Source organism: Xanthobacter lutulentifluminis (assembly GCF_043194675.2).
Classification (GTDB): Bacteria; Pseudomonadota; Alphaproteobacteria; order Rhizobiales; family Xanthobacteraceae; genus Xanthobacter.
In genome coordinates this window covers 297040-323820 of the sequence record NZ_CM195525.1, presented here as the reverse complement: position 1 = coordinate 323820, position 26781 = coordinate 297040, and the positions used below count along the sequence as shown (strand labels likewise).

General features: G+C 68.5%; 26 protein-coding genes and 1 tRNA gene. 23 read left to right on the top strand and 4 right to left on the bottom strand.

What is annotated here, in order from left to right; genetic code table 11:
* Nucleotides 1-368: 368 nt before the first annotated feature.
* From V5F49_RS01455 to V5F49_RS01350, 22 genes are all read left to right on the top strand, one after another.
* A complete protein-coding gene (locus V5F49_RS01455; RefSeq protein WP_394116301.1) occupies nt 369-734 on the top strand; it encodes an NADH-quinone oxidoreductase subunit A in 366 nt (121 codons plus the stop codon).
* The gene (locus tag V5F49_RS01450) at nt 725-1309 is read left to right on the top strand and encodes a NuoB/complex I 20 kDa subunit family protein (RefSeq protein WP_170218789.1); all 585 of its coding nucleotides are present in this window, start codon (nt 725-727) and stop codon (nt 1307-1309) included. Before V5F49_RS01455 ends, V5F49_RS01450 begins: the two co-directional genes overlap by 10 nt.
* Before the next feature lie 15 nt (nt 1310-1324).
* Nucleotides 1325-1954 (top strand): NADH-quinone oxidoreductase subunit C, encoded by a 630-nt coding sequence (locus tag V5F49_RS01445; protein ID WP_394116302.1) that lies wholly within the window; start codon nt 1325-1327, stop codon nt 1952-1954.
* Nucleotides 1955-1986: 32 nt separating this feature from the next.
* Nucleotides 1987-3174, top strand: coding sequence for an NADH-quinone oxidoreductase subunit D (locus V5F49_RS01440; RefSeq protein WP_394116664.1), 1188 nt, complete (start codon nt 1987-1989; stop codon nt 3172-3174).
* A 75-nt stretch (nt 3175-3249) separates the two neighbouring features.
* Nucleotides 3250-3921 carry an NADH-quinone oxidoreductase subunit NuoE gene (gene nuoE / locus V5F49_RS01435; RefSeq protein WP_394116303.1) on the top strand — a complete coding sequence of 224 codons (672 nt, stop codon included), beginning with the start codon at nt 3250-3252 and terminating at the stop codon, nt 3919-3921.
* Between the two features lie 5 nt (nt 3922-3926).
* Nucleotides 3927-5231 carry an NADH-quinone oxidoreductase subunit NuoF gene (gene nuoF, locus V5F49_RS01430; protein ID WP_394116304.1) on the top strand — a complete coding sequence of 435 codons (1305 nt, stop codon included), beginning with the start codon at nt 3927-3929 and terminating at the stop codon, nt 5229-5231.
* A 116-nt stretch (nt 5232-5347) separates the two neighbouring features.
* A complete protein-coding gene (gene nuoG, locus V5F49_RS01425) occupies nt 5348-7426 on the top strand; it encodes an NADH-quinone oxidoreductase subunit NuoG (RefSeq protein WP_394116665.1) in 2079 nt (692 codons plus the stop codon).
* A 63-nt stretch (nt 7427-7489) separates the two neighbouring features.
* A complete protein-coding gene (gene nuoH, locus V5F49_RS01420; RefSeq protein ID WP_394116305.1) occupies nt 7490-8509 on the top strand; it encodes an NADH-quinone oxidoreductase subunit NuoH in 1020 nt (339 codons plus the stop codon).
* A 55-nt stretch (nt 8510-8564) separates the two neighbouring features.
* Nucleotides 8565-9053: an NADH-quinone oxidoreductase subunit NuoI gene (gene nuoI, locus V5F49_RS01415; protein ID WP_394116306.1), complete on the top strand. Its 489-nt coding sequence runs from the start codon at nt 8565-8567 to the stop codon at nt 9051-9053.
* Nucleotides 9054-9288: 235 nt separating this feature from the next.
* On the top strand, nt 9289-9903 hold the full coding sequence (locus V5F49_RS01410) for an NADH-quinone oxidoreductase subunit J (protein ID WP_394116307.1): 615 nt from the start codon (nt 9289-9291) through the stop codon (nt 9901-9903).
* Nucleotides 9904-9914: 11 nt separating this feature from the next.
* Nucleotides 9915-10223 (top strand): NADH-quinone oxidoreductase subunit NuoK, encoded by a 309-nt coding sequence (gene nuoK, locus V5F49_RS01405; RefSeq protein ID WP_394116308.1) that lies wholly within the window; start codon nt 9915-9917, stop codon nt 10221-10223.
* Nucleotides 10224-10227: 4 nt separating this feature from the next.
* Nucleotides 10228-12153, top strand: coding sequence for an NADH-quinone oxidoreductase subunit L (gene nuoL / locus V5F49_RS01400; RefSeq protein ID WP_394116309.1), 1926 nt, complete (start codon nt 10228-10230; stop codon nt 12151-12153).
* A gap of 2 nt (nt 12154-12155) precedes the next feature.
* The gene (locus V5F49_RS01395; protein ID WP_394116310.1) at nt 12156-13667 is read left to right on the top strand and encodes an NADH-quinone oxidoreductase subunit M; all 1512 of its coding nucleotides are present in this window, start codon (nt 12156-12158) and stop codon (nt 13665-13667) included.
* A gap of 15 nt (nt 13668-13682) precedes the next feature.
* Nucleotides 13683-15113 carry an NADH-quinone oxidoreductase subunit NuoN gene (gene nuoN / locus V5F49_RS01390; RefSeq protein ID WP_394116311.1) on the top strand — a complete coding sequence of 477 codons (1431 nt, stop codon included), beginning with the start codon at nt 13683-13685 and terminating at the stop codon, nt 15111-15113.
* 3 nt (nt 15114-15116) lie between these two features.
* The gene (locus tag V5F49_RS01385) at nt 15117-15884 is read left to right on the top strand and encodes a biotin--[acetyl-CoA-carboxylase] ligase (RefSeq protein ID WP_394116312.1); all 768 of its coding nucleotides are present in this window, start codon (nt 15117-15119) and stop codon (nt 15882-15884) included.
* A gap of 183 nt (nt 15885-16067) precedes the next feature.
* Nucleotides 16068-17738: a ribonuclease J gene (locus V5F49_RS01380; RefSeq protein WP_394116313.1), complete on the top strand. Its 1671-nt coding sequence runs from the start codon at nt 16068-16070 to the stop codon at nt 17736-17738.
* 99 nt (nt 17739-17837) lie between these two features.
* Nucleotides 17838-18242: a methylmalonyl-CoA epimerase gene (gene mce / locus V5F49_RS01375; protein ID WP_394116314.1), complete on the top strand. Its 405-nt coding sequence runs from the start codon at nt 17838-17840 to the stop codon at nt 18240-18242.
* Between the two features lie 94 nt (nt 18243-18336).
* Nucleotides 18337-18609, top strand: coding sequence for a DUF1467 family protein (locus tag V5F49_RS01370; protein WP_394116315.1), 273 nt, complete (start codon nt 18337-18339; stop codon nt 18607-18609).
* 126 nt (nt 18610-18735) lie between these two features.
* Nucleotides 18736-19146: a HesB/IscA family protein gene (locus V5F49_RS01365; RefSeq protein ID WP_394116316.1), complete on the top strand. Its 411-nt coding sequence runs from the start codon at nt 18736-18738 to the stop codon at nt 19144-19146.
* A 225-nt stretch (nt 19147-19371) separates the two neighbouring features.
* Entirely contained in the window at nt 19372-19800 is a 429-nt protein-coding gene (locus V5F49_RS01360; protein ID WP_394116317.1) for a DoxX family protein, read from the top strand.
* A gap of 99 nt (nt 19801-19899) precedes the next feature.
* Nucleotides 19900-19984: transfer RNA gene (locus tag V5F49_RS01355), tRNA-Leu, on the top strand.
* 65 nt (nt 19985-20049) lie between these two features.
* Complete coding sequence (locus tag V5F49_RS01350) at nt 20050-21756, top strand: thiamine pyrophosphate-binding protein (protein ID WP_394116318.1); 1707 nt, start codon at nt 20050-20052, stop codon at nt 21754-21756.
* Nucleotides 21757-21832: 76 nt separating this feature from the next.
* Here the strand turns inward: V5F49_RS01350 and V5F49_RS01345 are convergent, their stop codons facing one another.
* Nucleotides 21833-22192 carry a hypothetical protein gene (locus V5F49_RS01345; RefSeq protein ID WP_509210728.1) on the bottom strand — a complete coding sequence of 120 codons (360 nt, stop codon included), beginning with the start codon at nt 22190-22192 and terminating at the stop codon, nt 21833-21835.
* A gap of 340 nt (nt 22193-22532) precedes the next feature.
* Here V5F49_RS01345 and V5F49_RS01340 point away from each other — a divergent pair, with 340 nt between their 5' ends.
* Entirely contained in the window at nt 22533-22913 is a 381-nt protein-coding gene (locus V5F49_RS01340; RefSeq protein ID WP_394116320.1) for a hypothetical protein, read from the top strand.
* Nucleotides 22914-22992: 79 nt separating this feature from the next.
* Here V5F49_RS01340 and V5F49_RS01335 read toward each other — a convergent pair whose 3' ends face one another.
* The 3 genes from V5F49_RS01335 to V5F49_RS01325 all read right to left on the bottom strand — a co-directional run bounded on the left by V5F49_RS01335 (nt 22993) and on the right by V5F49_RS01325 (nt 26774).
* Nucleotides 22993-24495, bottom strand: a complete 1503-nt coding sequence (locus V5F49_RS01335; protein ID WP_394116321.1) for an amino acid permease — start codon at nt 24493-24495, stop codon at nt 22993-22995.
* Between the two features lie 117 nt (nt 24496-24612).
* The gene (eutC, locus tag V5F49_RS01330) at nt 24613-25389 is read right to left on the bottom strand and encodes an ethanolamine ammonia-lyase subunit EutC (protein WP_394116322.1); all 777 of its coding nucleotides are present in this window, start codon (nt 25387-25389) and stop codon (nt 24613-24615) included.
* Nucleotides 25386-26774, bottom strand: coding sequence for an ethanolamine ammonia-lyase subunit EutB (locus V5F49_RS01325; protein ID WP_394116323.1), 1389 nt, complete (start codon nt 26772-26774; stop codon nt 25386-25388). The genes eutC and V5F49_RS01325 overlap by 4 nt, the downstream gene beginning before the upstream one ends.
* Nucleotides 26775-26781: the final 7 nt, after the last annotated feature.

The window sequence follows — 26781 nt, the reverse complement described above, 5'->3', positions numbered from 1 at the left end:
GGAAAGCGCTGCCGCATGTCATTCTGTCGCACGCGCATGGATCAGCCTTTCGGAGGGGGCACGCCACCGTGAACCTTCAGCGCGGCAGGCGCCGGTGGCCCTCCGGGAGCCCGGCGGGCACTTGCGGCGCCTAGCGCGCGGGGTCGGTCCGGGGCATGCGGGACGAAGGTTGTGGGATGCCGCCGCCCCCGGTGGCCCCAGCCTGCCCCCACCTTCACCAAACCGCGCACTTGCCTCGCATCTGGCGCTGCGATAAGGCTCACGCGTCGTTTCGAATTCCTCTAGCCGGACGGCGCGGTAACGCTTCAAGCGCATCGCCCGCGCGCGCCGTTCACGGCGCCGAATGTGCGCCCCGAGGTGCGAGCAAGATGAACGCGTTGCTCATGGATTATCTGCCGGTGGTGATCTTCATCGGCGTGTCGCTGGTGATCGGGCTTGCACTGCTCGTGTCGCCCTTCATCGTGGCCTACCAGAATCCGGATCCGGAGAAGCTGTCGGCCTACGAATGCGGCTTCAACGCGTTCGACGATGCGCGCATGACGTTCGACGTGCGCTTCTACCTCGTCTCGATTCTCTTCATCATCTTCGACCTGGAGGTCGCCTTCCTGTTTCCGTGGGCGGTGACCTTCGGAGGCTTGGGCGATCTCGGCTTCTGGTCGATGATGCTCTTCCTCGGTGTTCTCACCGTCGGCTTCATCTACGAATGGCGCAAGGGAGCTCTGGAATGGGACTGACCCCCTCGGCGACCAAGCCCGAGATCGCGCCCGCCCCCAAGGGCATCGTCGATCCCTCCACCGGCCGCCCCGTGGGCGCTGACGATCCCTTCTTCAAGGAGATCAATGCCGAGCTGGCGGACAAGGGCTTCATCCTGACCACCGCCGACGACCTCATCACCTGGGCGCGCACCGGCTCGCTCATGTGGATGACGTTCGGCCTCGCCTGCTGCGCCGTGGAGATGATGCAGGTCTCCATGCCGCGCTATGACGTGGAGCGCTTCGGCTTCGCCCCGCGCGCCTCGCCGCGCCAGTCGGACGTGATGATCGTCGCCGGCACGCTGACCAACAAGATGGCCCCGGCCCTGCGCAAGGTCTACGACCAGATGCCGGAGCCGCGCTACGTCATCTCCATGGGGTCGTGCGCCAACGGCGGCGGCTACTACCACTTCTCCTATGCGGTGGTGCGCGGCTGCGATCGGATCGTCCCCGTGGACATCTACGTGCCCGGCTGCCCGCCCACGGCGGAAGCGCTGCTCTACGGCGTGCTGCTGCTGCAGAAGAAGATCCGCCGCATCGGCACCATCGAGCGCTGAGCCTGGAGCCAACCGATGGACGAGACCCTCAAAGACCTCGCGGCGCACGTCACGGCGGCCCTCTCCGGCGCGGTGCTCGGCTCGCAGATCGCCTATGGCGAGCTGACGCTTGAGATCGACCCGGCGCAGATCGTGGCGGTGACCACCTTCCTGCGTGACGATCCGGCCTGCCTGTTCAAGTGCATCGTGGACGTGTGCGGCGTCGACTATCCGGCCCGCGAGAAGCGGTTCGACGTGGTCTACCACCTGCTGTCGCTGAAGCAGAACGTGCGCATCCGCCTGAAGGTCGCCACCGACGAGGACACGACGGTGCCCTCCATCACGGGCGTCTTCCCCGGTGCCAACTGGTTCGAGCGCGAGGCGTACGACCTTTACGGCATCCTGTTCACGGGCCACCCCGAGCTGCGCCGCCTGCTGACGGACTACGGCTTCGACGGCCATCCGCTGCGCAAGGACTTCCCGACCACGGGCTTCGTGGAGGTGCGCTACGACGACGAGCAGAAGCGCGTGGTCTACGAGCCGGTGCGCCTGCCGCAGGAGTTCCGCAACTTCGACTTCCTCTCTCCCTGGGAGGGCGTTGAATACGTCCTGCCGGGTGACGAGAAGGCCTCGGGCCAGCCGCCCGTTCCCCCGAAGGCCGGCTGAGGAGGCGCGCCATGGCTGACATCGCCGACGACATGAAGCCGGCGGACAAGGTCCGCAACTTCCAGATCAATTTCGGCCCGCAGCATCCCGCCGCCCACGGCGTGCTCCGCCTCGTGCTGGAGCTGGACGGCGAGGTGGTGGAGCGGGTGGATCCGCATATCGGCCTGCTGCACCGCGGCACCGAGAAGCTGATCGAGGCCAAGACCTATCTTCAGGCCGTGCCCTATTTCGACCGGCTCGACTATTGCGCGCCGATGAACCAGGAGCATGCCTACTGCCTCGCGGTGGAGAAGCTGCTGGGCATCGAGGTGCCGCGGCGCGGCCAGCTGATCCGCGTGCTCTATTCCGAGATCGGGCGCCTGCTCTCCCACCTCCTCAACGTCACCACGTTCGCCATGGACGTGGGCGCGCTGACCCCGCCGCTGTGGGGCTTCGAGGAGCGCGAGAAGCTCATGATCTTCTATGAGCGCGCCTCGGGCAGCCGCATGCACGCGGCCTATTTCCGTCCCGGCGGCGTCCATCAGGACCTGCCGCGCCAGCTGGTCGAGGACATCGGCGCCTTCTGCGACCCGTTCATCACGCTGCTGGATTCGCTGGACGGCCTCGTCACCGAGAACCGCATCTTCAAGCAGCGCACCGTGGACATCGGCGTGGTCTCGCTCGAGGACGCGCTGGCGTGGGGCTTCTCCGGCCCGGTGCTGCGCGGCTCCGGCGCGGCGTGGGACCTGCGTCGCGCGCAGCCCTACGAGTGCTATTCCGAGTTCGATTTCGACATCCCGATCGGCCGCCACGGCGACTGCTACGACCGCTACGTGGTCCGCATGGAAGAGATGCGGCAGTCGGTCAAGATCATGCGCCAGTGCGTGGAACGCCTGCTGAAGGAGACGGGCCCCGTCTCCACCGACGACCACAAGGTGTCGCCGCCCAAGCGGGGAGAGATGAAGCGCTCCATGGAGGCGCTCATCCACCACTTCAAGCTCTATACCGAGGGCTTCCACGTGCCCGAGGGCGACGTCTACGCGGCCGTCGAGGCGCCCAAGGGCGAGTTCGGCGTCTATCTGGTCTCGGACGGCACCAACAAGCCGTACCGGTGCAAGATCCGCGCTCCGGGCTTCGCCCACCTTCAGGCGATGGATTTCCTGAACCGCGGCCACATGCTCGCCGACGTCTCGGCGGTGCTGGGCTCGCTCGACATCGTGTTCGGCGAGGTGGACCGCTGATGGCCCGCCTCACCGCTTCCTTCCGCCCGATGCCTGCGCGCGGCCCGCGCGCGGCTTGTTCCGGGATTTGACCCCATGTCCGTCCGCCGCCTCGCCGCAGAGCAGCCCGACAGCTTCGCCTTCACGCCGGAGCTGGAGGCCATCGCGCAGAAGCTGATCGCGAAGTATCCGGAAGGCCGCCAGGCCAGCGCCGTGGTCCCGCTGCTGTGGGAGACCCAGAAGGCCGCCGGCGGCTGGCTGCCGGAGCCGGCCATCCGCGCGGTGGCGGACCGCCTCGGCATGGCGCACATCCGCGTGCTGGAGGTGGCCACCTTCTACACCATGTTCAACCTGGAGCCCGTGGGCACCTATTTCGTGCAGCTGTGCGGCACCACTCCCTGCATGCTGCGCGGCTCCGAGGGCATCGCCGAGGTCTGCCGCAAGAAGATCGGCCCCGAGCGCCACGTGAGCGCCGACGGCAAGTTCTCCTGGCTCGAGGTGGAATGCCTCGGCGCCTGCACCAATGCCCCCATGGTGCAGATCAACGACGATTACTACGAGGACCTGACCCCCGAGAACTTCGCGGCCCTGCTCGATGATCTCGCCGCCGGTCGTCCCGTGAAGGTGGGTCCGCAGAACACGCGCAAGGGCTCCGAGCCCGAGGGCGGGCTGCGGGTGCTCACCGATCCTTCGCTTTACACGCGCGGAGCGTCCCAGCCGGCCGAGGCGCCGGCCGCCGACCCCGCCGCGCCGACCGCCGGGGAGTGAGGCCCATGCTCGCCGACAAGGATCGCATCTTCACCAACCTCTACGGTTTCCACGACTTCGGCCTCGAAGGCGCGCTGAAGCGCGGCAACTGGGATGGCACCAAGGCCATCCTGGAGAAGGGCCGCGACTGGATCATCAACGAGATGAAGGCGTCCGGCCTGCGTGGTCGCGGCGGCGCCGGTTTCTCCACCGGCATGAAGTGGTCCTTCATGCCCAAGCAGTCCGACGGGCGCCCCCACTATCTGGTGGTGAACGCCGACGAATCCGAGCCCGGCACCTGCAAGGACCGGGAGATCATGCGCAACGATCCGCACACGCTGATCGAGGGCTGCCTGATCGCCTCCTTCGCCATGGGCGCCAACGCCGCCTACATCTATGTGCGCGGCGAGTACATCTTCGAGCGCGAGCGCCTGCAGGCGGCGGTGGACCAGGCCTATGAGGCGCGGCTCATCGGCAAGGACAATGTCCACGGCTGGCCGTTCGACCTTTACGTGCACCACGGCGCCGGCGCCTATATCTGCGGCGAGGAGACCGCGCTGCTGGAGAGCCTCGAGGGCAAGAAGGGCATGCCGCGCCTGAAGCCCCCGTTCCCGGCGAACATGGGCCTCTACGGCTGCCCCACCACGGTCAACAACGTGGAGAGCATCGCTGTCGCGCCGACCATCCTGCGCCGTGGCGCCGCCTGGTTCTCCTCCATCGGCCGCCCCAACAACGTGGGCACCAAGCTGTTCTCCCTCGCCGGGCACGTGAACACGCCCTGCGTGGTGGAAGACGCCATGAGCATCCCGTTCAAGGAGCTGGTGGAAAAGCATGGCGGCGGCGTGCGCGGCGGCTGGGACAACCTGCTCGCGATCATCCCCGGTGGCGCCTCCTGCCCGGTCATCCCGGCCGAGCAGTGCGAGGACCTCATCATGGACTTCGACGGCACCCGCGCGGTGAAGTCGTCGTTCGGCACGGCCGGCGTGCTGGTGATGGACAAGTCCACCGACATCATCAAGGCCATCGCCCGCATCTCGGCCTTCTTCAAGCACGAGAGCTGCGGCCAGTGCACGCCGTGCCGCGAAGGCACCGGCTGGATGTGGCGCGTGGTCTCCCGCATGGCCGAGGGCCGCGCCCAGAAGCGCGAGATCGACCTGCTGCTGGAAGTCACCACCCAGATCGAGGGCCACACCATCTGCGCGCTCGGCGACGCGGCGGCGTGGCCGGTGCAGGGGCTGATCCGGCACTATCGTCATGTGATCGAGGCGCGCATCGACCAGTATGCCGCCAACCCGCATCCGGACCCGGTGGTCCCGGTGGCGGCGGAGTGAGAGCACCCCGCCGGGCGCGCTGACGCGACGGGCGGGGAGGGGAGTTGTCTTGAGGAGCGGGCGCGGTGCGTCCTGCTCCGGCCGCGCCCGGCGCGGCGCAATATGAGGTGGAAGTGATGGCGAAGATCGTCGTCGACGGAACCGAGGTCGATGTCCCCGCCGAATACACGCTGCTCCAGGCGTGCGAGGCGGCGGGCGTCGAGATTCCGCGCTTCTGCTTCCATGAGCGACTGTCCATCGCGGGCAACTGCCGCATGTGCCTTGTCGAGGTGAAGGGCGGCCCGCCCAAGCCCACCGCGTCCTGCGCCATGGCGGTGAAGGACCTGCGCCCCGGCCCGAACGGCGAGCCGCCGGTGGTGCTCACCAAGAGCCCCATGGTGAAGAAGGCCCGCGAGGGCGTGATGGAGTTCCTGCTGGTCAACCACCCGCTGGACTGCCCCATCTGCGACCAGGGCGGCGAGTGCGACCTGCAGGACCAGGCCATGGCCTATGGCGCGGACACCTCGCGCTTCGCCGAGAACAAGCGCGCCGTCGAGGACAAGTACATCGGCCCGCTGGTGCGGACCTCCATGAACCGGTGCATCCACTGCACCCGCTGCGTGCGCTTCTCGACCGAGGTGGCGGGCGTGCCGGACCTCGGCGCCATCGGCCGCGGCGAGGACATGGAGATCACCACCTATCTCGAGCACGCCATGCGCTCGGAGATGCAGGGCAACGTGGCGGACCTGTGCCCGGTTGGCGCGCTGACCCACAAGCCCTACCAGTTCCACGCCCGGCCGTGGGAGCTGGTGAAGACCGAGTCCATCGACGTGATGGACGCGGTCGGCTCCAACATCCGCGTCGACACCCGCGGTCGCGAGGTCATGCGCATCCTGCCGCGCAACAACGACCTCGTGAACGAGGAGTGGATCTCCGACAAGTCCCGCTATGTGTGGGACGGCCTGAAGACCCAGCGCCTCGACCGCCCCTATGTCCGCAAGGGCGACCGGCTGGTGCCGGCGTCGTGGACCGAGGCGTTCGCCGCCATCGCAGCCAAGGTGAAGGCCACCACCCCCGCCCGCGTGGGCGCCATCGTCGGCGACCTTGCGAACGTGGAAGAGGTGTTCGCGCTCAAGACCCTGATGGGCAAGCTCGGCTCTGCCAACATCGATGCGCGCCAGGACGGCGCCGCGATCGATCCCGCCCTCGGCCGCGCGACCTATGTGTTCAACCCGGGCATCGCCGGCATCGAGCAGGCGGACGCCATCCTGCTGGTGGGCACCGATCCTCGCCACGAGGCGTCCGTCATCAACGCGCGCATCCGCAAGCGCTGGCGGCAGGGCGGCCTGAAGGTGGGTCTGATCGGTGCCAAGGTGGACCTGACCTACACCTACGACTATCTCGGCGCGGGCCCCGACAGCCTCGCCGATCTGGCCACCGGGTCCGCCTTCGGCGACGTGCTGCGCAAGGCCGAGCGGCCGGTCGTCATCGTCGGTCAGGGCGCGCTCGCCCGTCCGGACGGCGCGGCGGTGCTGTCGCTCGCGGCCCGCGTGGCCGTGGCGGTGGGCGCGGTGAAGGACGGCTGGAACGGCTTTGCGGTGCTCCACACCGCCGCCGCCCGCGTGGGCGCGCTGGACGTGGGCGCGGTGCCGGGCGAGGGCGGCCTTTCCACCGCCGCCATGGCCGCTCCCGGCGGTCTCGATGTCGCCTTCCTGCTGGGCGCGGACGAGGTGGAGGTCGCCCCCGGCGCCTTCGTCGTCTATCTCGGCACCCACGGCGACAAGGGCGCCCACCGGGCGGATGTCATCCTGCCCGGCGCGGCCTATCCCGAGAAGAGCGGCATCTACGTGAACACGGAGGGCCGGGTGCAGTTCGCCAACCGCGCCGCCTTCCCGCCGGGCGAAGCCCGCGAGGACTGGGCGATCCTGCGCGCCCTCTCCGAGGTGCTGGGCAAGACCCTGCCGTTCGACAGCATGACCGCGCTGCGCGCCCAGCTGGCGGCGGCGCATCCGCACCTCGGCCATATCGACGAGGTGGCTGCTGCCGATCCGGCGGCGGTGACCGCGCTGGCCCAGGCCGGCGGCAGCGTGGAGAAGGCGCCGTTCGCGCCGGTGATCGAGGACTTCTTCCTCACCAACTCCATCGCCCGCGCCTCCGCGGTGATGGCCGAATGCTCCGCGCTGCGCCTCGCCGCGCAGGCCGTGGCGGCGGAGTGACGCGATGCGGGCGCTGAACCGGACCGACAGCAAGGGCCAGGGACGAGATAAGGGGCTTTTCACATGAACTGGCAGGACACCCTTATCCAGGTGCTCATCATCCTCGGGCAGAGCCTCGCTCTGCTCGTGGCCCTGCTGATCTTCATCGCCTTCATCCTGCTGGCCGACCGCAAGATCTGGGCGGCGGTGCAGCTGCGGCGCGGCCCCAACGTGGTGGGGCCGTTCGGCCTGTTCCAATCCTTCGCGGACCTGCTGAAGTTCGTGCTGAAGGAGCCGACCATCCCGGCGGGCTCCAACAAGGCGATCTTCCTCCTCGCCCCGCTGGTCACCTGCGTGCTGGCGCTCGCCGCCTGGGCGGTGGTGCCGCTGGCCGACGGCTGGGTCATCGCCGACCTGAACGTTGGCGTGCTCTACATCTTCGCCATCTCGTCGCTGGGCGTGTACGGCGTGATCATGGGCGGCTGGGCGTCCAACTCCAAATACCCGTTCCTCGCCTCGCTGCGCTCCGCGGCGCAGATGGTGTCCTACGAGGTCTCCATCGGCTTCGTCATCATCACGGTGCTGATGTGCGCGGGCTCGCTGAACCTCACCGCCATCGTCGAGGCGCAGAACGGCCGGTTCGGCTTCCTGAACTGGTATGTCCTGCCGCTGCTGCCCATGTTCGTCATCTTCTTCATCTCGGCGCTGGCCGAGACGAACCGGCCCCCCTTCGATCTGGTCGAGGCGGAGTCGGAGCTGGTGGCGGGCTTCATGACCGAGTACGGCTCCACGCCGTACCTGCTGTTCATGCTGGGCGAGTACGTGGCGATCATGACCATGTGCGCCGTGGCGACCATCCTGTTCCTCGGCGGCTGGCTCTCGCCGCTGCCGTTCCCGCCCTTCACCTGGGTGCCTGGGCTGGTGTGGTTCGTCATCAAGCTGTGCTTCATGTTCTTCCTCTTCGCCATGGCGAAGGCGATGGTGCCGCGCTATCGCTACGACCAGCTGATGCGGCTGGGCTGGAAGGTGTTCCTGCCCATCTCGCTCGTGGCCGTGGTCGTGGTCGCCGGCTTCCTGCACTTCACCGGGATGGCGCCGCGATGATCCGCGAACCCGCCCCGACCTGCCCCCATCCGCACCGCCTTCCGGGAGAGCGCAAATGAAGCTCGATCAGGCCGCGCGCGCCCTGTTCCTGACGGAGTTCCTCTCGGGCTTCGTCCTCGCCATGCGCTTCTTCTTCAAGCCGAAGCCGACGCTGAACTACCCCTTCGAGAAGGGGCCGCTGTCACCGCGCTTCCGGGGAGAGCACGCCCTGCGGCGCTACCCCAACGGCGAGGAGCGCTGCATCGCGTGCAAGCTGTGCGAGGCCATCTGCCCCGCCCAGGCCATCACCATCGAGGCCGGCCCGCGCCGCAACGATGGCACGCGCCGCACCACGCGCTACGACATCGACATGGTGAAGTGCATCTATTGCGGCTTCTGCCAGGAGGCGTGCCCGGTGGATGCCATCGTCGAGGGGCCGAACTTCGAGTTCGCGACCGAGACGCGCGAAGAGCTCTACTACGACAAGGAAAAGCTGCTGGCGAACGGCGACCGGTGGGAGCGCGAGATCGCGCGCTCCATCGCCATGGATGCGCCGTACCGGTGAGCCGTCCGGTCCCTTCGGGGGCCGTTCGCGGGTGAAGGTTGCGCTGATCGGGAGGGGGCCATTCGGGCCCGTCCGGGTCGGCAGACGAGGGGACTGGGCGGGGACGGGGGCGCTGGCGCCCGTCTGAGCCACGACAGTGGACTTTTGGGATGCGTCAAGGCAATCGACAGGCCGGCGGCCATAAGGCTCCGGACATGACCGGCGCGGGCGCGCCGCGGGGAGGGGGGCTTCGCGCATGAGCGTCGCGGCAGCGTTTTTCTATCTCTTCGCCTTCGTGCTGGTGGCGTCCGCCTTCATGGTGATCTCCTCCCGCAATCCGGTGCAGTCCGTCCTGTTCCTGATCCTCGCCTTCGTGAACGCGGCGGGCCTCTTCATCCTGATCGGCGCGGAGTTCCTCGCGCTGATCCTGGTGGTGGTCTACGTGGGCGCGGTGGCGGTGCTCTTCCTCTTCGTCGTGATGATGCTCGACGTGGACTTCGTGGAGCTGCGCCAGGGCTTCCTGCAGTACCTGCCCGTGGGCATCGTGGTCGGCTTGATCTTCCTTGCCGAGCTGGTGCTGGTGGTGGGCGCCTGGGCGACCGGGCCGGGGGTTGCGTCCGCGGTGAAGTCCGCGCCGCCCACCGCAGGCAACGTGAGCAACGTGGTCGCGCTGGGGCAGGTGCTCTACACCGACTACATCTACTTCTTCCAGGCCGCGGGCTTCGTGCTCCTCGTCGCCATGATCGGCGCCATCGTGCTCACGCTGCGCCACAAGGCCAACGTGAAGCGGCAGAACATCTCGGCCCAGGTGGCCCGCACCGCCAAGACCGCCATCGAGGTGGTCAAGGTGCGGCCCGGCCAGGGCCTGTGAGGGGGGCGGGCATGGACATCGGTCTCTCTCACTATCTCACCGTCGCGGCCATCCTGTTCACGCTGGGCACGCTCGGCATCTTCCTCAACCGGAAGAACGTGATCGTCATCCTCATGTCGATCGAGCTGATCCTGTTGTCGGTGAACATCAACCTCGTGTCGTTCTCGGCCTTCCTCGGGAACCTCACCGGTCAGGTCTTCGCGCTCCTGGTGCTGACCGTCGCCGCGGCCGAAGCCGCCATCGGCCTCGCCATCCTCGTGGTGTTCTACCGCAACCGCGGTTCGATCGCCGTCGAGGACATCAACGCCATGAAGGGCTGAGGCCATGTATCAGGCGATCGTCTTCCTGCCGCTCCTCGGCTTCCTCATCGCCGGCCTGTTCGGCCGCGCCATCGGCGCCCGGGCGAGCGAGGTGGTGACCACCTCCTTCCTCTTCATCGCGTGCCTGCTGGCCTGGATCGCGTTCTTCTCCGTGGGCTTCGGCGACCACGACACGCGCGTGCAGGTGATGAAGTGGATCTATGTGGGCGACCTCAAGGTCGACTGGGCGTTCCGCGTGGACACCATGACGGTGATCATGCTGATCGTCGTGACCTCGGTGTCGTCGCTGGTGCACCTCTACTCCATCGGCTACATGCACGAGGATCCGAGCCGCCCGCGCTTCTTCGCCTACCTGTCGCTGTTCACCTTCGCCATGCTGATGCTGGTGACGGCGGACAACCTGCTCCAGCTGTTCTTCGGCTGGGAGGGCGTGGGCCTCGCCTCCTACCTGCTCATCGGCTTCTGGTACGAGAAGCCCTCGGCCAACGCCGCGGCCATGAAGGCCTTCGTGGTCAACCGCGTCGGTGACTTCGGCTTCATGCTGGGCATCTTCGCCATCTTCGTGATGACCGGCTCGGTGGCGTTCGAGCAGGTGTTCGCGGCGGCGCCGTCTCTTGCCGGCAAGACCATCAACTTCCTCGGCCATCACTGGGATGCGCCGACCGTGATCGCGCTGCTGCTGTTCATCGGCGCGTGCGGCAAGTCGGCCCAGTTCCTGCTGCACACCTGGCTGCCCGACGCCATGGAGGGCCCGACCCCGGTGTCCGCCCTCATCCACGCCGCCACCATGGTGACCGCCGGCGTGTTCATGGTGGCGCGCATGTCGCCCATCTTCGAGCTGTCGCAGACCGCGCTGAACGTTGTGATGCTGGTGGGCGCGACCACCGCCTTCTTCGCTGCGACGATCGGCCTGGTGCAGAACGACATCAAGAAGGTGATCGCCTACTCCACCTGCTCCCAGCTCGGCTACATGTTCGTGGCCATGGGCGCGGGCGCCTATTCCATCGGCATGTTCCACCTGCTCACGCACGCCTTCTTCAAGGCGCTGCTGTTCCTCGGTGCCGGCTCGGTCATCCATGCGATGCACCACGAGCAGGACATGCGGAACATGGGCGGCCTTCGGAAGAAGATCCCCTTCACCTACGGGGTGATGCTGGTCGGCACCCTCGCCATCACCGGCGTGCCGCCGCTGGCGGGCTACTACTCGAAGGACGCCATCATCGAGTCGGCCTTCGCGAGCCACAACTACTTCCACACCTACGGGTTCTGGATGACCGTGATCGCCGCGGCGCTCACCTCGTTCTACTCGTGGCGCCTGATCTTCCTCACCTTCCACGGCCACCCGCACGACCATCATCACTATGACCACGCCCACGAGGGGCCGATGGTGATGAAGATCCCGCTGGCGGCGCTCTCGGTCGGCGCCATCTTCGCCGGTCTCGCGTTCCAGAACGTGTTCGTGGGCGAGGGTGTGGAGCACTTCTTCCGCCACTCCATCTTCATGGGTGCGGAGAACCACATCCTCCACGCCATCCACGACACCCCGTTCTGGGCGGCGAAGCTGCCGACGCTGATGATGATCATCGGCTTCGTCATCGCCTACTGGTTCTACATCGTGGACCGCAAGGTGCCGGCGGCGCTCGCCAAGTCGCAGGACGCGCTCTACCAGTTCCTGCTCAACAAGTGGTACTTCGACGAGCTCTATGACCGGATCTTCGTCCGGCCCGCCATGTGGATCGGCCGGGTGCTGTGGAAGGTCGGCGACGGCCGCATCATCGACGGCCTCGGGCCGGATGGTGTCTCCGCCCGCGTGCTCGACGTGACCGGCCGCGTGGTCCGCCTGCAGTCCGGCTACCTCTACCACTACGCCTTCGTGATGCTGATCGGCGTCGCGGCCTTCATCACCTGGTTCATGTTCGCCGGAGTGTGACGATGACCGACTGGCCCATCCTCTCCGTCGTCACCTTCCTGCCGCTGGTCGGCGCGCTCTTCATCCTTCTGGTGCGGGGCGACGACGAGGTCTCTGCCCGCAACGCCCGCTGGGTGGCGCTGTGGACGACGCTTGTCACCTTCGTGGTGTCGCTGCTGCTGCTGCCCGGCTTCGACGCCGCGCAGCCCGGCTTCCAGTTCGTCGAGAAGAAGCCCTGGCTGGGCGATATCGCCGCCTACCACATGGGCGTGGACGGCATCTCCCTGCCGTTCGTGCTTTTGACGACCTTCCTCATGCCCTTCTGCATCCTCGCCTCGTGGGAGAGCGTGCATAAGCGCGTGCGGGAGTACATGATCGCGTTCCTGGTGCTCGAGACCATGATGCTCGGCACCTTCACCGCGCTTGATCTCGTCCTCTTCTACTTCTTCTTCGAGGGCGGCCTGATCCCGATGTTCCTCATCATCGGCATCTGGGGTGGTCCGCGGCGCATCTACGCGGCGTTCAAGTTCTTCCTCTACACGCTTGCCGGCTCCGTGCTGATGATGCTCGCCATCATGGCCATGTTCTGGCAGGCCGGCACCACCGACATTCCAACCCTGCTGACCCACGGCTTCCCCGTGCACATGCAGACGTGGCTGTGGCTGGCCTTCTTCGCCTCGTTCGCGGTGAAGATGCCCATGTGGCCCGTGCACACCTGGCTGCCCGACGCCCACGTGGAGGCGCCCACCGCGGGCTCCGTCATCCTGGCCGGCGTGCTGCTGAAGATGGGCGGCTACGGCTTCCTGCGCTTCTCCCTGCCCATGTTCCCGGAGGCGAGCCACTTCTTCGCCCCTATGGTGTTCACCCTCTCGGTGGTGGCCATCATCTACACCTCGCTGGTCGCGCTGGTGCAGGAGGACATCAAGAAGCTGATCGCCTATTCGTCGGTCGCCCACATGGGCTTCGTGACGCTCGGCATCTTCGCCATGAACGAGCAGGGCCTGCAGGGCGCCATGTTCCTCATGATCTCCCACGGCTTCGTTTCGGGGGCGCTGTTCCTGTGCGTCGGCGTGATCTACGACCGGCTGCACACCCGCGAGATCGCCGCCTATGGCGGCCTCGTCCACCGCATGCCGCTCTACGCCACGGTGTTCATGGTCTTCACCATGGCCAACGTGGGCCTGCCGGGCACCTCGGGCTTCATCGGCGAGTTCCTCACCATGCTGGCCGCGTTCGAGCGCAACACCTGGGTCGCCTTCTTCGCGGCGACCGGCGTGATCCTCTCGGCGGCCTATGCGCTCTACCTCTACCTGCGGGTCATCTTCGGCCCGCTGGAGAAGGAGAAGCTGAAGACGATGATGGACCTCTCGCCCCGCGAGATCGCCATCATGGTCCCGCTGGTGATCCTCACCATCCTGTTCGGCGTGTGGCCCGCGCCCATCCTCAACATGACATCCCATGCGGTGAACGCGGTCGTCGCGCGCACCGATTCCGTGGCCGGTGCGGTGAAGACCGCCCTGCTGCTGAGCTTCTGATCTCGAGGACGCCTCATGTCGCAGCTCCTGCCTCCACTCGGCGCGGTCCTGCCCGAACTGGTGCTGGCCCTCTCGGCCATCGTCCTCGTCCTCATCGGCGCGTTCCGGGGGGAGGGTTCGGCGAACCTCGTGACCGGCCTCGCCATCGCGGTGCTCGCGGCGGCCGGGGTGCTGGTGCTGCTGCAGCCGTCGGGGGAGGTCTCGGCCTTCCACGGCTCGCTGGTGGTGGACGCCTTCGGCCGCTTCATGAAGGTGCTGGCGGTGCTCGGCGCCCTCGTGTCGCTGGTGATGGCGGTGGACTGGCAGGCGCGGGAGAAGCAGGCCAAGTTCGAATATGCGGTGCTGATCGTGATCTCCACGCTCGGCATGTTCATGCTCATCTCTGCGGGTGACCTGATCGCCCTCTATCTCGGCCTCGAGCTGATGAGCCTGCCGCTCTATGTGGTCGCGGCCATCAACCGGGATTCGGTGCGCTCCACGGAATCCGGCCTGAAGTACTTCGTGCTCGGCTCGCTCTCGTCCGGCATGCTGCTGTACGGCGCCTCGCTGATCTACGGCTTCACCGGCACGGTGAACTTCCTCGGCATTGCCGCGGTGGCCAAGGAGCCGTCCATCGGCCTCATCTTCGGCCTCGTGTTCCTCATCGCCGGCATGTGCTTCAAGGTGTCGGCGGTGCCGTTCCACATGTGGACGCCCGACGTGTACGAAGGCGCGCCCACCCCGGTCACCGCCTTCTTCGCCTCTGCCCCGAAGGTGGCGGCCATGGCCATCTTCGTGCGCGTGGTGATCGAGGCGTTCCCGCACGTGACCCACCAGTGGCAGCAGATCGTGGCGTTCGTGTCGCTCGCCTCGATGGTGCTCGGCGCCTTCGCCGCCATCGGCCAGCGCAACATCAAGCGCCTGCTTGCCTATTCCTCCATCGGCCACATGGGCTTCGCGCTGGTCGGCCTTGCCGCCGGCACGACGGAGGGCGTGCGTGGCGTGCTGGTGTACATGGCGATCTACGTGGTGATGACGCTCGGCACCTTCGCCTGCGTGCTCACCATGCGCCGCAAGGGTCAGGCGGTGGAGACCATCGACGACCTCGCCGGCCTCGCCCGCCGCAGCCCGGTGATGGCTCTGCTGCTCGGCGCGCTCATGTTCTCGCTGGCCGGCATCCCGCCGCTCGCGGGCTTCCTCGCCAAGTACTACGTGTTCATCGCCGCCATCCAGGCGGGCCTCTATGCCCTCGCCGTGGTGGGCGTGCTGGCCTCCGTGGTCGGCGCCTTCTACTACCTGCGCGTCGTCAAGATCATCTATTTCGACGAGCCGGCCGAGGCGTTCGACCCCATGCCGACCGAGCTGAAGGCGGTGCTGGCGCTGAGCGGGCTTTTCACGATCTTCTATTTCGTCTATCCCGCTCCTCTCATCGAGGCGGCGGGTGCCGCTGCCCGTTCGCTCTTCTGAACGATGGCTCATTACGAATTCCAGGGTTCCACGGTTCCCATCGTCCGCTTCACCCAGATCGGCTCCACCAACGCCGAGGGGATGGCGCGACTCGGCCGCGGCGAGACCTTCCCGGTCTGGCTGGTGGCCGACATCCAGACCGCCGGGCGCGGGCGGCGGGGACGGCCCTGGACGTCTGAGCTCGGCAACCTGTTCGCCTCGCTGGTGCTGCCCAATCCGGCGCCGGTGGCGAATCTCGCCCAGCTGTGCTTCGTCGCCGGGCTCGCCCTGCGCGACGCGGTGCTGGCGGCTGCGCCGCAGATCCGTGCTGAATCGCTGAAGCTCAAGTGGCCGAACGATTTGCTGCTCGACGGCGGCAAGGTGGCCGGCATCCTGGTGGAGGGTGGCACCGATGCCAATGGTCGCCCTGCGGCGGTCATCGGCTTCGGCGTGAACTGCCTGCACCATCCCGAGGACCTGCCCTACCGTGCCACCAGCCTTGAGGAATCAGGTGCTCCCACCGCGCCGGACAGGCTGCTGGAGGCGCTCGACCTCGCCATGGCGGTGCGCCTCAATCAGTGGAACGCGGGCGCCGGCTTCCCGGTCATCCGCACCGACTGGATGAAGTACGCGCTCGGCATGGGCGATCAGGTGAGCGTCAAGATCGGCGAGCGCGAGGTGGTGGGGCGGTTCGAGAATATCGACACCCGCGGTGCCATGATGCTGCGCCGACGGGACGGCATCGCCGAGATCATCACCGCCGGCGACGTGTCCCTCGGCAAGCCGGAGTGAGCCCGCAAGGCTTGCATTGCGGCGCGCGGACAGCTTCATTGTAGGTCATACCTCCGGCCGGTCCCCCGGTCATCGCGCGTCGCCGCGAGGCGATCCCGTTCTCTTTTCAGCATGCGCCCCGCCGCGCTCCCCTGCCGGCGCGGGCGTCGGCGCGGCGCGTCCGCCGCATTTGGAAGATTTTTGATGGCACCCACGGACGAACTGGTCTTCGCGCCCCTCGGCGGCGTCGGCGAGATCGGCATGAATCTCGGCCTTTACGGCCTCGGGCCGAAGAAGGCGCGCACCTGGCTGGTGATGGACCTCGGCATGAGCTTCGCCGGCGAGGAGGCGCCCGGCGTCGATCTCGTCCTGCCGGACATCCGCTTCCTCGAAGCCGAGCGCAAGAACATCGCCGGCCTGGTGCTCACCCACGGCCATGAGGACCATATCGGCGCCGTGCTGGACCTGTGGCCGCGCCTCAAGTGCCCCATCTACACCACGCGCTTCACCGCCGGCCTGCTGGAGGCCAAGCGCGCCGGAGAGCCGGGGGCGCCGGCGGAACTGCCCATCACCGTGGTGCGCTCGCGCCAGCCGGTGGAGGTGGGGCCGTTCTCGGTGGAGTTCATCCCGGTCTCCCACTCCATCCCGGACAGCCACGCGGTCGCCATCCGCACCCGGGCCGGCTTGGTGCTGCACACCGGCGACTGGAAGCTCGACCCGACGCCGGTGGTGGGCGAGGCCACCGACACCGCCCGCCTCACCGCGCTGGGCGACGAGGGCGTGCGCGCCATCATCTGCGATTCCACCAACGCCATCCGCGAGGGCATCTCGCCCTCCGAGGCGGACGTGGCGGCCTCCCTGCGGCAGGTGGTGGCCAAGGCGAAGCACCGGGTCGCCTTCACCACTTTCTCCTCCAACGTGGCGCGCATCCGCGGCATCGCCGAGGCGGCCCACGCCAACGGCCGCGAGGTGGTGGTGGTGGGCCGGGCATTGGAGCGGGTCATCGGCGTCGCCCGCGAGCAGGGCCTGCTGGACGGCGTGCCGGCCTTCCGTTCCGCCGAGGCCTACGGCTACCTGCCCCGCGACAAGGTGGTGGCCATCCTCACCGGCAGCCAGGGCGAGCCGCGCGCCGCGCTGCGCCGCATCGCCGATGACGATCACCCGGAGATCGCCCTGTCGCCCGGTGACCTCGTGGTGTTCTCGTCCCGCACCATTCCCGGCAACGAGAAGGTGGTGAACCACATCGTCAACGCGCTCATCAAGCGCGGTGTGGAGGTGCTCACCGACCGCACGGCGCTGGTCCACGTATCCGGCCATCCGCGCCGCGACGAGCTGGCGCAGATGTACCGCATGGTGCGCCCGCAGGTGGCGGTGCCGGTCCATGGCGAGGCGCTGCACCTACACGAGCATGCGCTGCTCGCCCGCAGCCTCGGCGTGCCGGAGGTGGTGAACTGCTACGACGGCCACGTCATCCGCCTCGCGCCCGGCCCGGCCGAACGGGTGGACGACCTGCCGTTCGGCCGCCTGTTCAAGGACGGGCGGCTGCTGGTGCCCGATGGCGGGCGCACCATCCCAGAGCGGCGCAAGCTCGGCTATGTGGGCGCGGTCTCGGTGGCGGTGGCTGTGGACCGGCAGGGCGGCCTCGCCGGCGATCCGTCGGTGGAGATCACCGGCGTGCCCGAGCGCGGGGAGGGCGGCGTCGACATGCTCGACCACGTGCTCGACACGGTGGTGGCCACGCTCGACGGCCTGCCCAGGGCGCGCCGCCGCGATCCCGAGGCGCTGGCGGAATCGCTGGAGCGGGCGGTGCGCAGCGCGGTCAACGCGGTGTGGGGCAAGAAGCCGGTGTGCCACGTGCACATTCTCGAGGTGTGACGCGGCGCCGTCCGGCCTGACGCCGGCGGAGGCCGCCTTTCGCCGAGTTCCGCCGCGGCGCGGCATGCGCTATGGATCGCACACGAACCGGAGGGGAACATGATCGGACGTCTCAACCACGTGGCAATCGCGGTGCGCGACATCGCCGCCGCTTCCGCGCTGTATCGCGACACCCTGGGCGCGGATGTCTCCGCCGCCGAGCCGCAGGAAGAGCACGGCGTGACCACGGTGTTCGTGACCCTGCCCAACACCAAGATCGAGTTCCTGGAGCCGCTCGGCGAGAACTCGCCCATCGCCAAGTTCCTGGAGCGCAATCCGGACGGCGGCATCCACCACATCTGCTACGAGGTGGACGACATCATCGTCGCCCGCGACCAGCTGAAGGCCAAGGGCGCGCGCGTGCTCGGCTCGGGCGATCCGAAGATCGGCGCCCACGGCAAGCCGGTGCTGTTCCTGCACCCCAAGGACTTCAACGGCACCCTGGTGGAGCTGGAGCAGGCCTGAGCCGCCCTTGCCCCGCCCCGCCGCACGGCCGGGGCGGGCTTCTTCCCGAACAATGCCCGCTCCCTGAAGGGCGGCTACAGCGAGGAAACGCCGCGTGTCGATCGGTGCGATCGTCGCCATCTATTTCATCGTGTGGTGGACCTCGCTGTTCGCCGTGCTGCCGTGGGGCGTGCGCTCGCAGGCGGAGAGCGCCGACATCACCCCCGGCACCGATCCCGGCGCGCCGGTGCGGCCGGGCCTGCGCAACAAGCTCCTCGCCACCACCCTTCTTGCCGCCGTCATCACGGCGGGCATCGTCTATCTGATGACCAGCGGCATCGTCTCGCTGGAAGACCTGCCCATGCCGTTCGACACCAAGGACGACTGAACCGCCCGCCCCGTACGTCGGCGCGCCATACCCCCGCACCCGCGGGCCTTGTGGCGCGCCGCCTCATCCTCCATTTATGGGGGGATGGCCCGCCGTCCTTGAAACGGCGCGGCCGGGAGAGAGTTCATGACCGCAGGCACCGATACCCCGGCGAAGGCCGCGCCCCGGCGCAGCCCGCCGCCCGTCATCCGCATCACCGACGCCGCCGCCGAACGGCTGCGCGAGATCCTCGCCTCTTCCGAGGCGCCCGGCACGGCCGTCCGCGTGGGCGTGGAGAACGGCGGCTGCGCCGGCATGTCCTACAAGATGGACTACACCACCGACATCAGCCCGCTCGACATGGTGGTCGAGGACAAGGGCGTGAAGGTGGTGGTGGACCAGAAGGCGGTGCTGTTCCTGCTCGGCACCGAGATGGATTTCCGCACCGACCGCGTGTCCTCCCAGTTCGTGTTCAACAATCCGAACCAGACCTCGGCCTGCGGCTGCGGCGAATCGGTGGCTATCACTCCCGCCTCGGCGGAAGCGGTCGGCGGCTGAGAGACGCTCGGCTTAAGCTGCGGATGGCTTGGGGCGCGGGGTGCTGGGGAGGTGGCTTGGGCCACCAGGCGCCCGCACGCGGCTGATGCCAGCGGCTGAGGGCTTTGCGGCGCATCGGTTCAGGTGCCGTTCAGGCGCGCCGGGTCAAGAGGGTGGCGCGGTTCGGCGCCGGGCAGGTCATGGGCCCGGCGCGACGCATCGTCGACACAGCAAACAGGTGCCATCTTGACCCCATCCATCCTCGCCGGGCTTCTGGCGAGCCCCGTCTTCGGCGTCTTCGCCCGCATCCTGCTCACCTTCGTCTTCTGGAGCGCCGGCCTCGGCATGGCCGCGGATTACTCCGGCACGCTGGGCGTGATGGCGCATTTCGGGCTTCAGCCCGCCGCCGTGTTCGCGCCTCTCGTCATCGTCGTGCTGCTGGTGGGCTCCGCCCTGGTCATCTTCAATCGCTCCGCCTGGCTGGGCTTCGGCATGCTCGCGGTGTTCACCGCGCTGACCATTTTCATCGCCCATCCGTTCTGGACCATGGAGGGCGAGCTCCGGATGGCGGAATTCCATGTGGTCATGGAGCACATCACCGTCATCGGCGCGCTGATGGTCGGCGCCATCCTGTGCCGCAAGCTCGAGCTGGAGCGCGCCGCGCGCAACGGTTGACGACGGCGGCCGCCGCGTTGCCGGCGGCTGTCATCTTGCCTAAAGTCCCGCTCCCCGACGGCCCGCCATGCGGCCCGGCCCCGGGCGGATCCAGCCCGGGCGGACGTGGCGAAACCGGTAGACGCACGAGACTTAAAATCTTGCGCCGCAAGGCGTGCGGGTTCGAGTCCCGCCGTCCGCACCAGTTTCCGGGACTTGTGATCCGCCCCGCCGGACGCGGGCGGCCGGCCCTTCCGCGAGGCCCCGATCATGACCGAACCCCTTCCCCTGCGCTCCGGCGGCGAGATCCTCGTTGAGGCCCTGCGGATCAACGGGGTGGATACGGCCTATTGCCTGCCGGGGGAGAGCTTCCTGCCGGTGGTGGACGCGTTGGGCGGCGCGGCCGACAGCATCCGCACCATCGTCACCCGGCACGAGGCAGCGGCCGCCAACATGGCGGAGGCCTACGGCAAGCTCACCGGCCGGCCGGGCATCTGCCTCGTCACGCGCGGGCCGGGCGCGAGCCATGCGGCCATCGGCATCCACACCGCCGCGCAGGATTCCACGCCGCTGATCCTGTTCGTGGGACAGGTGGACAGCGCCACCCGCGGCCGCGAGGCGTGGCAGGAGGTGGACTACCCCTCCATGTTCGGCGGCATGGCCAAGTGGGTGTGCGAGATCGACCGGCCCGAGCGCATTCCCGAGCTGGTGGCGCGCGCGTTCCATGTGGCGGTCTCCGGCCGGCCCGGCCCGGTGGTGGTGGCGCTGCCGGAGGATGTGCTGTCCGCCCGCGTTGCGGTGCCGGATGCGGGGCCGAGCCAGCGCGTCGCCGCAGCCCCCGGCGCGGCGCAGATGGAAGCGCTCGCAGGGATGCTCGCGGCCGCCGCGCGCCCGCTGGTGCTGGTGGGCGGCGGCGGATGGGACGCGGCCGCCTGCGCCGCCTTCCGCGCCTTCGTGGAGGCCTATGACCTGCCGGTGGCGGCGGCGTTCCGGCGCCAGGACATCCTGGACAACCATCATCCGAACTATGTGGGCCATGCCGGACTCGGGCCCGACGCGCGCCTCCTCGCCCGCATCCGCGCATCGGACCTGATCCTCGCGGTCGGCCCGCGCCTCGGCGAGACGACGACGGGCGCCTACACCCTGTTCGAGATCCCGCGCCCGCGGCAGACGCTGGTGCATGTGCATGCGGATGCGCTGGAGCTCGGCCGCGTCTATCAGGCCGACCTGCCCATCAATGCCGGCGTGCGCGAGTTCGCCGCCGCAGCCGCCGCGCTCACCCCGCCGTTCGGCGTCGGCGGCGCGCCCTGGAGCGCGGATGTCCACGCGGCACGGGCGGATTTCCTCGCCAGCCAGACGCCGGGCGCCATGCCGGGACCGCTGGATCTCGGGGCGGTGATGGTTCACCTGCGCGAGACCCTGCCGCACGATGCGATCCTCACCAACGGGGCGGGCAACTACGCCATCTGGGTCCACCGCTTCCACCGCTACGGCGGCTTCCGCACCCAGCTGGCGCCCACCTCCGGCGCCATGGGCTATGGCCTGCCGGCGGCGATCGCCGCCAAGCTGCACCACCCCGAGCGGGATGTGATCTGCTTTGCCGGAGACGGCTGCTTCCTCATGAGCGCGCAGGAGCTGGCGACCGCCGCGCAGTTCCGCGCCGGCGTGGTGGTGGTGCTGGTGAACAACAACATGTACGGCTCGATCCGCATGCACCAGGAGCGGGAGTATCCCGGCCGCGTGTTCGCGACGACGCTGGAGAATCCGGATTTTCCTGCCCTGGCACGGGCCTATGGCGCGTTCGGGGAGCGGGTGGAGGAGACCGCGGCCTTCGCCGCCGCCTTCGCCCGCGCGCAGGCCTTTGCGCGGGAGGAGCGCCGGCCGGCGCTGCTGGAGTTGGTGGTGGACCCGGAGGCCATCACCCCCACCGCCACCCTCAGCGGCCTGCGCGCTGCGGCCGAGGCCGCCGGACGGTGACGTCGCCGGCGCTGGCAATGCAACGGGCGCGCCTTGTGTGGCGCGCCCGGCGATGATGTCGTCTGATGATGTCGTCTCAGGCGGCGCGCTGGAACGGGGCGGTCGGGTCCTGCGGCACCGCCTGCGCGGCGTTGAGGAGGCGGCTCTGCACCAGCTCCGCCACCTCAAGCCATTCGTTGCTCCAGGCCAGCGCCGACTGCTGCAGGAAGGCGGCCTCGCGGGTGAGGGCGGCCTGCGGGTTCTGCTCCTTGGCGAGCTCGCCCATCAGGGTCACCTGCTCCTGCATCTGGCGGCCGACGAACTGCTGGAGATGGGCGGAAGCCGCCATCGGGCAGTCGACGAACAGGTTCTTCCACATGGCCATCGGCCACGCGACGGGCGGAGTACCGGTGGTGAAGGCGCGAGCAAGGCCTTGAAACATCGCTGAATCATTCATTCTCGTCTCTCCCGGTTCGGCGGATCCCCGATTGCCCGACCTTGTCTTTGCAATCCTGCGGACGCTGTTTGTGAATTATCGGCCGGGTGGCGCCTGCGGCCTTGCGCGAAGTCAAATGACTTGCGCACGTGATGCGGGAAAATCACATTTCTCGCATCGTCCTCCCCGCAGGGGGACGAGACCATCTTCGCACCCCACGGCCGCCATGCAAGCGCGGCCGTTGCTTCCTTCGGGGCGCGGGGCAGAATGAGGATTGAAGTCACCGCATCGTGATACCGTGGCTGGTGCCGCGATGCCGCAGCATTCGCCAGACAACCCGCTTGATCGGGGGGAGAAACGCATGTCCCAGTTGCCGCACGGCTTCCGTCAGGTCCGCATGGAGCTCGCCCGCGAGAAGGGGCACCCGGAAGGCTCGCGCAATTTCGGGTACCGCTTCGTGGCGCCGCTCGACGAGACCGGCCACATCGATCCGGCCCTGTGGGCCAAGCACCGCGATTCCTGCCGCGTGGTGCGCTTCCGCCCGGACGAGCCGGACGAGGTGGGCCATCTGGTGCGCCGCCCCGGCGGCAGCTGGGCCTTCCGCTATGACATCACCGGCACGGACGACGACGAGGCGGGCTACCGCTTCGCCAACGAGCGTTTCGTGGTGGGCGAGTACATCTCGGTTCGCGAGGACGACGAGATGCACACCTTCCGCGTGGTCTCGGTGGAGCAGGTCTGAGCAGCGCCCACGGTGCGAGGCATTGGCGGCGGCCCGTCCCTCCGGGGGCGGGCCGCCTGCCGTTTCAGGAGCTGCCGTCTCAGTAGCTCTTGTACTCGGCCGTGCCCTTGGAGAGGGCGAACTCCTCCTCCGGCGAGAGCACCAGCTTGTGCCGCCCGAACGCCGCGAAATAGGCGATGCCCACCGCGAACCAGATGGCCACCCCGATCACGCCGTTGCGGTAGATGGGGTCTGACAGCTGGAAGTAGATGGTCACCAGCGCGATCACGATGGTGAGCACCGCCCCCGGGATGCCGAACGGGCTGCGGTAGGGCCGCTCGATCTGCGGCATGTTCCGGCGCATCAGGATGAAGGACAGGGCCTGCATGACGTAGGACAGCATGGCGCCGAACACCGCCATGTTGAGCAGCGTGCCGCCGATCGCCGCCGCGCCCGCCTCCGCCCCCAGCGCGAACCAGATGGCCAGCATGATGACGAGCCCCACCACCGCGCCGGCCACCATGGCCACGTGCGGCGTCTTGCGCCCGCCGTGGGTGACGGACAGACTGCGGGGGAAGTAGCCGGCGCGCGACAGGGAATAGATCTGCCGGCCCTGGGCGTAGATGATGGTGTGGAACGAGGCCACCAGCCCGATCACCGCCACCAGCGCCAGCAGCCTGGCGAGGCCGTCGCCATAGATGGCCTTGAAGCCGTCCAGCAGCGGCTCCAGCGAGGTGGAGAGGCCGAACGCGCCGTTCGCCACCGAGGAATTGAGCCACAGGATCATGAAGGCGGAGACGATCAGCGTCGCCATGCCGGCCATGATGCCCTTCGGCATGTCGGTCTTCGGGTCCACCGATTCCTCGGCCGCCAGCGGCAGCTGCTCGATGGCGAGGAACAGCCACACCGCGAACGGCAGCGCCGCCAGCGCGCCGCCGATGCCGAACGGCAGGAACGGCCCGCCGCCGTTGGGCAGCTCCACCGCCGTGCCATCCGGGCCGACCCCGATGTTCAGCGCCCAGCGGGAGAAGTCCGCAACCGGCAGCGCGCTCACCCAAAAGGCAACGAGGCAGGCAAGTGCCGCAAGCGTGACCACCAGCGTCACCCGGAACGACAGCTCCACGCCGGCGATGTTGAGCCCGACGAAGATGATGTAGCCGAAGATCCAGTACACCGGCTGGAAGGCGGGTGGCGTGCCGAAGATGGAGCCCATGTAGGAGCCGATGAAGGACACCACCACCGCCGGGGTGATGACGTATTCCACGTTCTCGCACAGGCCGGTGACGAAGCCGCCCCACGGCCCCATGGTGGTGCGGGCGAAGGAATAGGCCGCGCCGGTGTGGGGCAGGGCGGGGGACATCTCGGCGATGGAGAAGGTCAGCCCGAGGTACATGATGGCGATGATGACCGCGGCGATGAACATGCCGCCCCAGCCGCCGGAGGCGATGCCGAGGTTCCAGCCCGAGAAGTGGCCGGAGATCACCGCGCCCACCCCCAGCGCCCACAGGGACCAGACCCGCGCGTGACGCTTCAGGGCCCGCTGCTCGAAATAGGCGACATCGACGGTCGTGTACGTCACGCCCGAATTACTGCCTTTTGACATGGTGCTGAGCCCTCCGAGATCCCGGGCGCCGGCATGCTGCGCGCCGCCCCGCCTTGCCCCAGAGGCAACTTCTTTGCCACCATGATACCTTCCGCAACGGCATCCCGGCGGATTTCTTCAACCGGCGGCAAGCGCCGCCGGCGGCTTGCCACCTTCCAGCAGCAGGTCGCTCTCGTCCTTCAGGTCCACGCCGGTGAGGCCGAGGCGCAGCGCCTCGCGGATGTGCCAGGCGAGCTTGAAGGCGGCGGCGGCGTGGCTGAGGCCCTCCGGTCGCACGTTGGAGATGCAGTTGCGCTCGGCATCGCTGCGGCCGGGGAGCGGATCGAAGGTGAGGTAGAGGCCGAGGCTGTCCGGCGAGGAGAGGCCCGGCCGCTCGCCCACCATCAGCACGCAGGCGCGCGCCCTGAGCCGCGCGGCCGCCTCGTCGCCCAGCGCCACCCGCGCCTGGGTGGCGATCACCACCGGCGCAAGGCTCCAGCCCTGCCGGGCGATCCATGGTTGGAACGCCGCAAGGAAGGGGACCGCCTGGGCGTGGATGGCGGCGGAGGAGAGGCCATCGGCGATGACGAGCGCGAGATCCACCTCCGCCCCTGCGGCGGCGGCGAGCGTCGCCCGGCTCTCCTCGCTCAGGCGGCGGCCGAGATCGGGCCGGCGCAGGTAGACGTCGCGGGCCGGCGCCGCGCTCGAGGCGCGCAGGGTGTCGAAGCCCAGCGCCCGCACCTGCGCCTCCACCGTATCGGCGTCGAACGGAGTGTGGACCGCATCGCGCGCCTGGGCATGGGCGAGGGCGAAGCGCAGCACCTCGTCGGTGGGCAGGCTCGCGCCGGTGCGGCCGAGGGCGATGCGGGCGGGGGTGTGGCCGGCGAGCCCGAGCCAGGGATCGCGCGCGATCACGCCGCCTGCTCCGTCACATAGCCGAGCAGGGGGTGGTGGGCGTTGGCCGGCAGCAGCCGGCCGTCCGCCCCGGTGATGCCCATGCGCTCCAGCCAGGCCTCGAACTCGGGCGCGCGCTTCAGGCCCAGCACCTCGCGCACGTACAGCGCGTCGTGGAATGAGGTGGACTGATAGTTCAGCATCACGTCGTCGGCGCCGGGAATGCCCATCACATAGGTCACGCCGGCCGCGCCCAGCAGGGTGAGCAGGGTATCCATGTCATCCTGGTCGGCCTCGGCGTGGTTGGTGTAGCAGACGTCCACGCCCAGCGGCACGCCGAGCAGCTTGCCGCAGAAATGATCCTCCAGCCCGGCGCGGATGATCTGCTTGCCGTCATAGAGATACTCGGGGCCGATGAAGCCGACGACCGTGTTCACCAGCAGCGGCTCGAACGCGCGGGCGACGCCGTAGGCGCGGGCTTCCAGCGTCTGCTGGTCCACCCCGTGGTGCGCGCCGGCGGAGAGGGCGGAGCCCTGGCCGGTCTCGAAATACATGGCGTTCTGCCCCACCGTGCCACGGGCGAGGCTGCGGGCGGCAGCGGTGCCTTCCGCCAGCAGCTGCAGGTCGATGCCGAAGGAGCGGTTGGCGCCCTCGGTGCCGGCGATGGACTGGAACACGAGGTCCACCGGCGCCCCGCGCTCCATCAGGCCGATGGAGGTGGTGACATGGGTGAGCACGCAGCTCTGCGTGGGGATCTCGAAGCGGGTGATGACATCGTCCATCAGGCGCAGCAGCCGGTCGATGACGGGCAGGCTGTCGGACGCCGGGTTGATGCCGATCACCGCGTCGCCGCAGCCGTAGAGCAGCCCGTCGAGGATGGCGGCGGAGACGCCGGCCGCATCGTCGGTGGGATGGTTGGGCTGCAGCCGCACCGCCATGGTGCCGGGCAGGCCGATGGTGTTGCGGAAGCGCGTGACCACCCGGCACTTGCGCGCCACCAGGATGAGGTCCTGGTTGCGCATGATCTTGGAGACCGCCGCCGCCATCTCCGGCGTCAGCCCCGGGGCGAGGGCGGCGAGCACCTGCGGCGTTGCCCGCTCCGACAGCAGGAAATCACGGAAGTCGCCTACCGTTAGGGCAGAGACCGGGGCGAAGGCGGCTGCGGCATGGCTGTCGATGATGAGGCGCGTCACCTCGTCGGTCTCGTACGGCACCACGGCCTCGGAGAGGAACGCCTTCAGCGGCACCTCGGCGAGGCACATGCGGGCGGCGACATTCTCCTCGGCACTGGCGGCGGCGATGCCGGCCAGCATGTCGCCGGAACGCGGCGGCGTCGCCTTTGCCATCAGGTCCTTCAGGTCCGCGAAGGCGAAGGACTTGGCGCCGATGCGATGCACGTAGGCCATGGCGGGG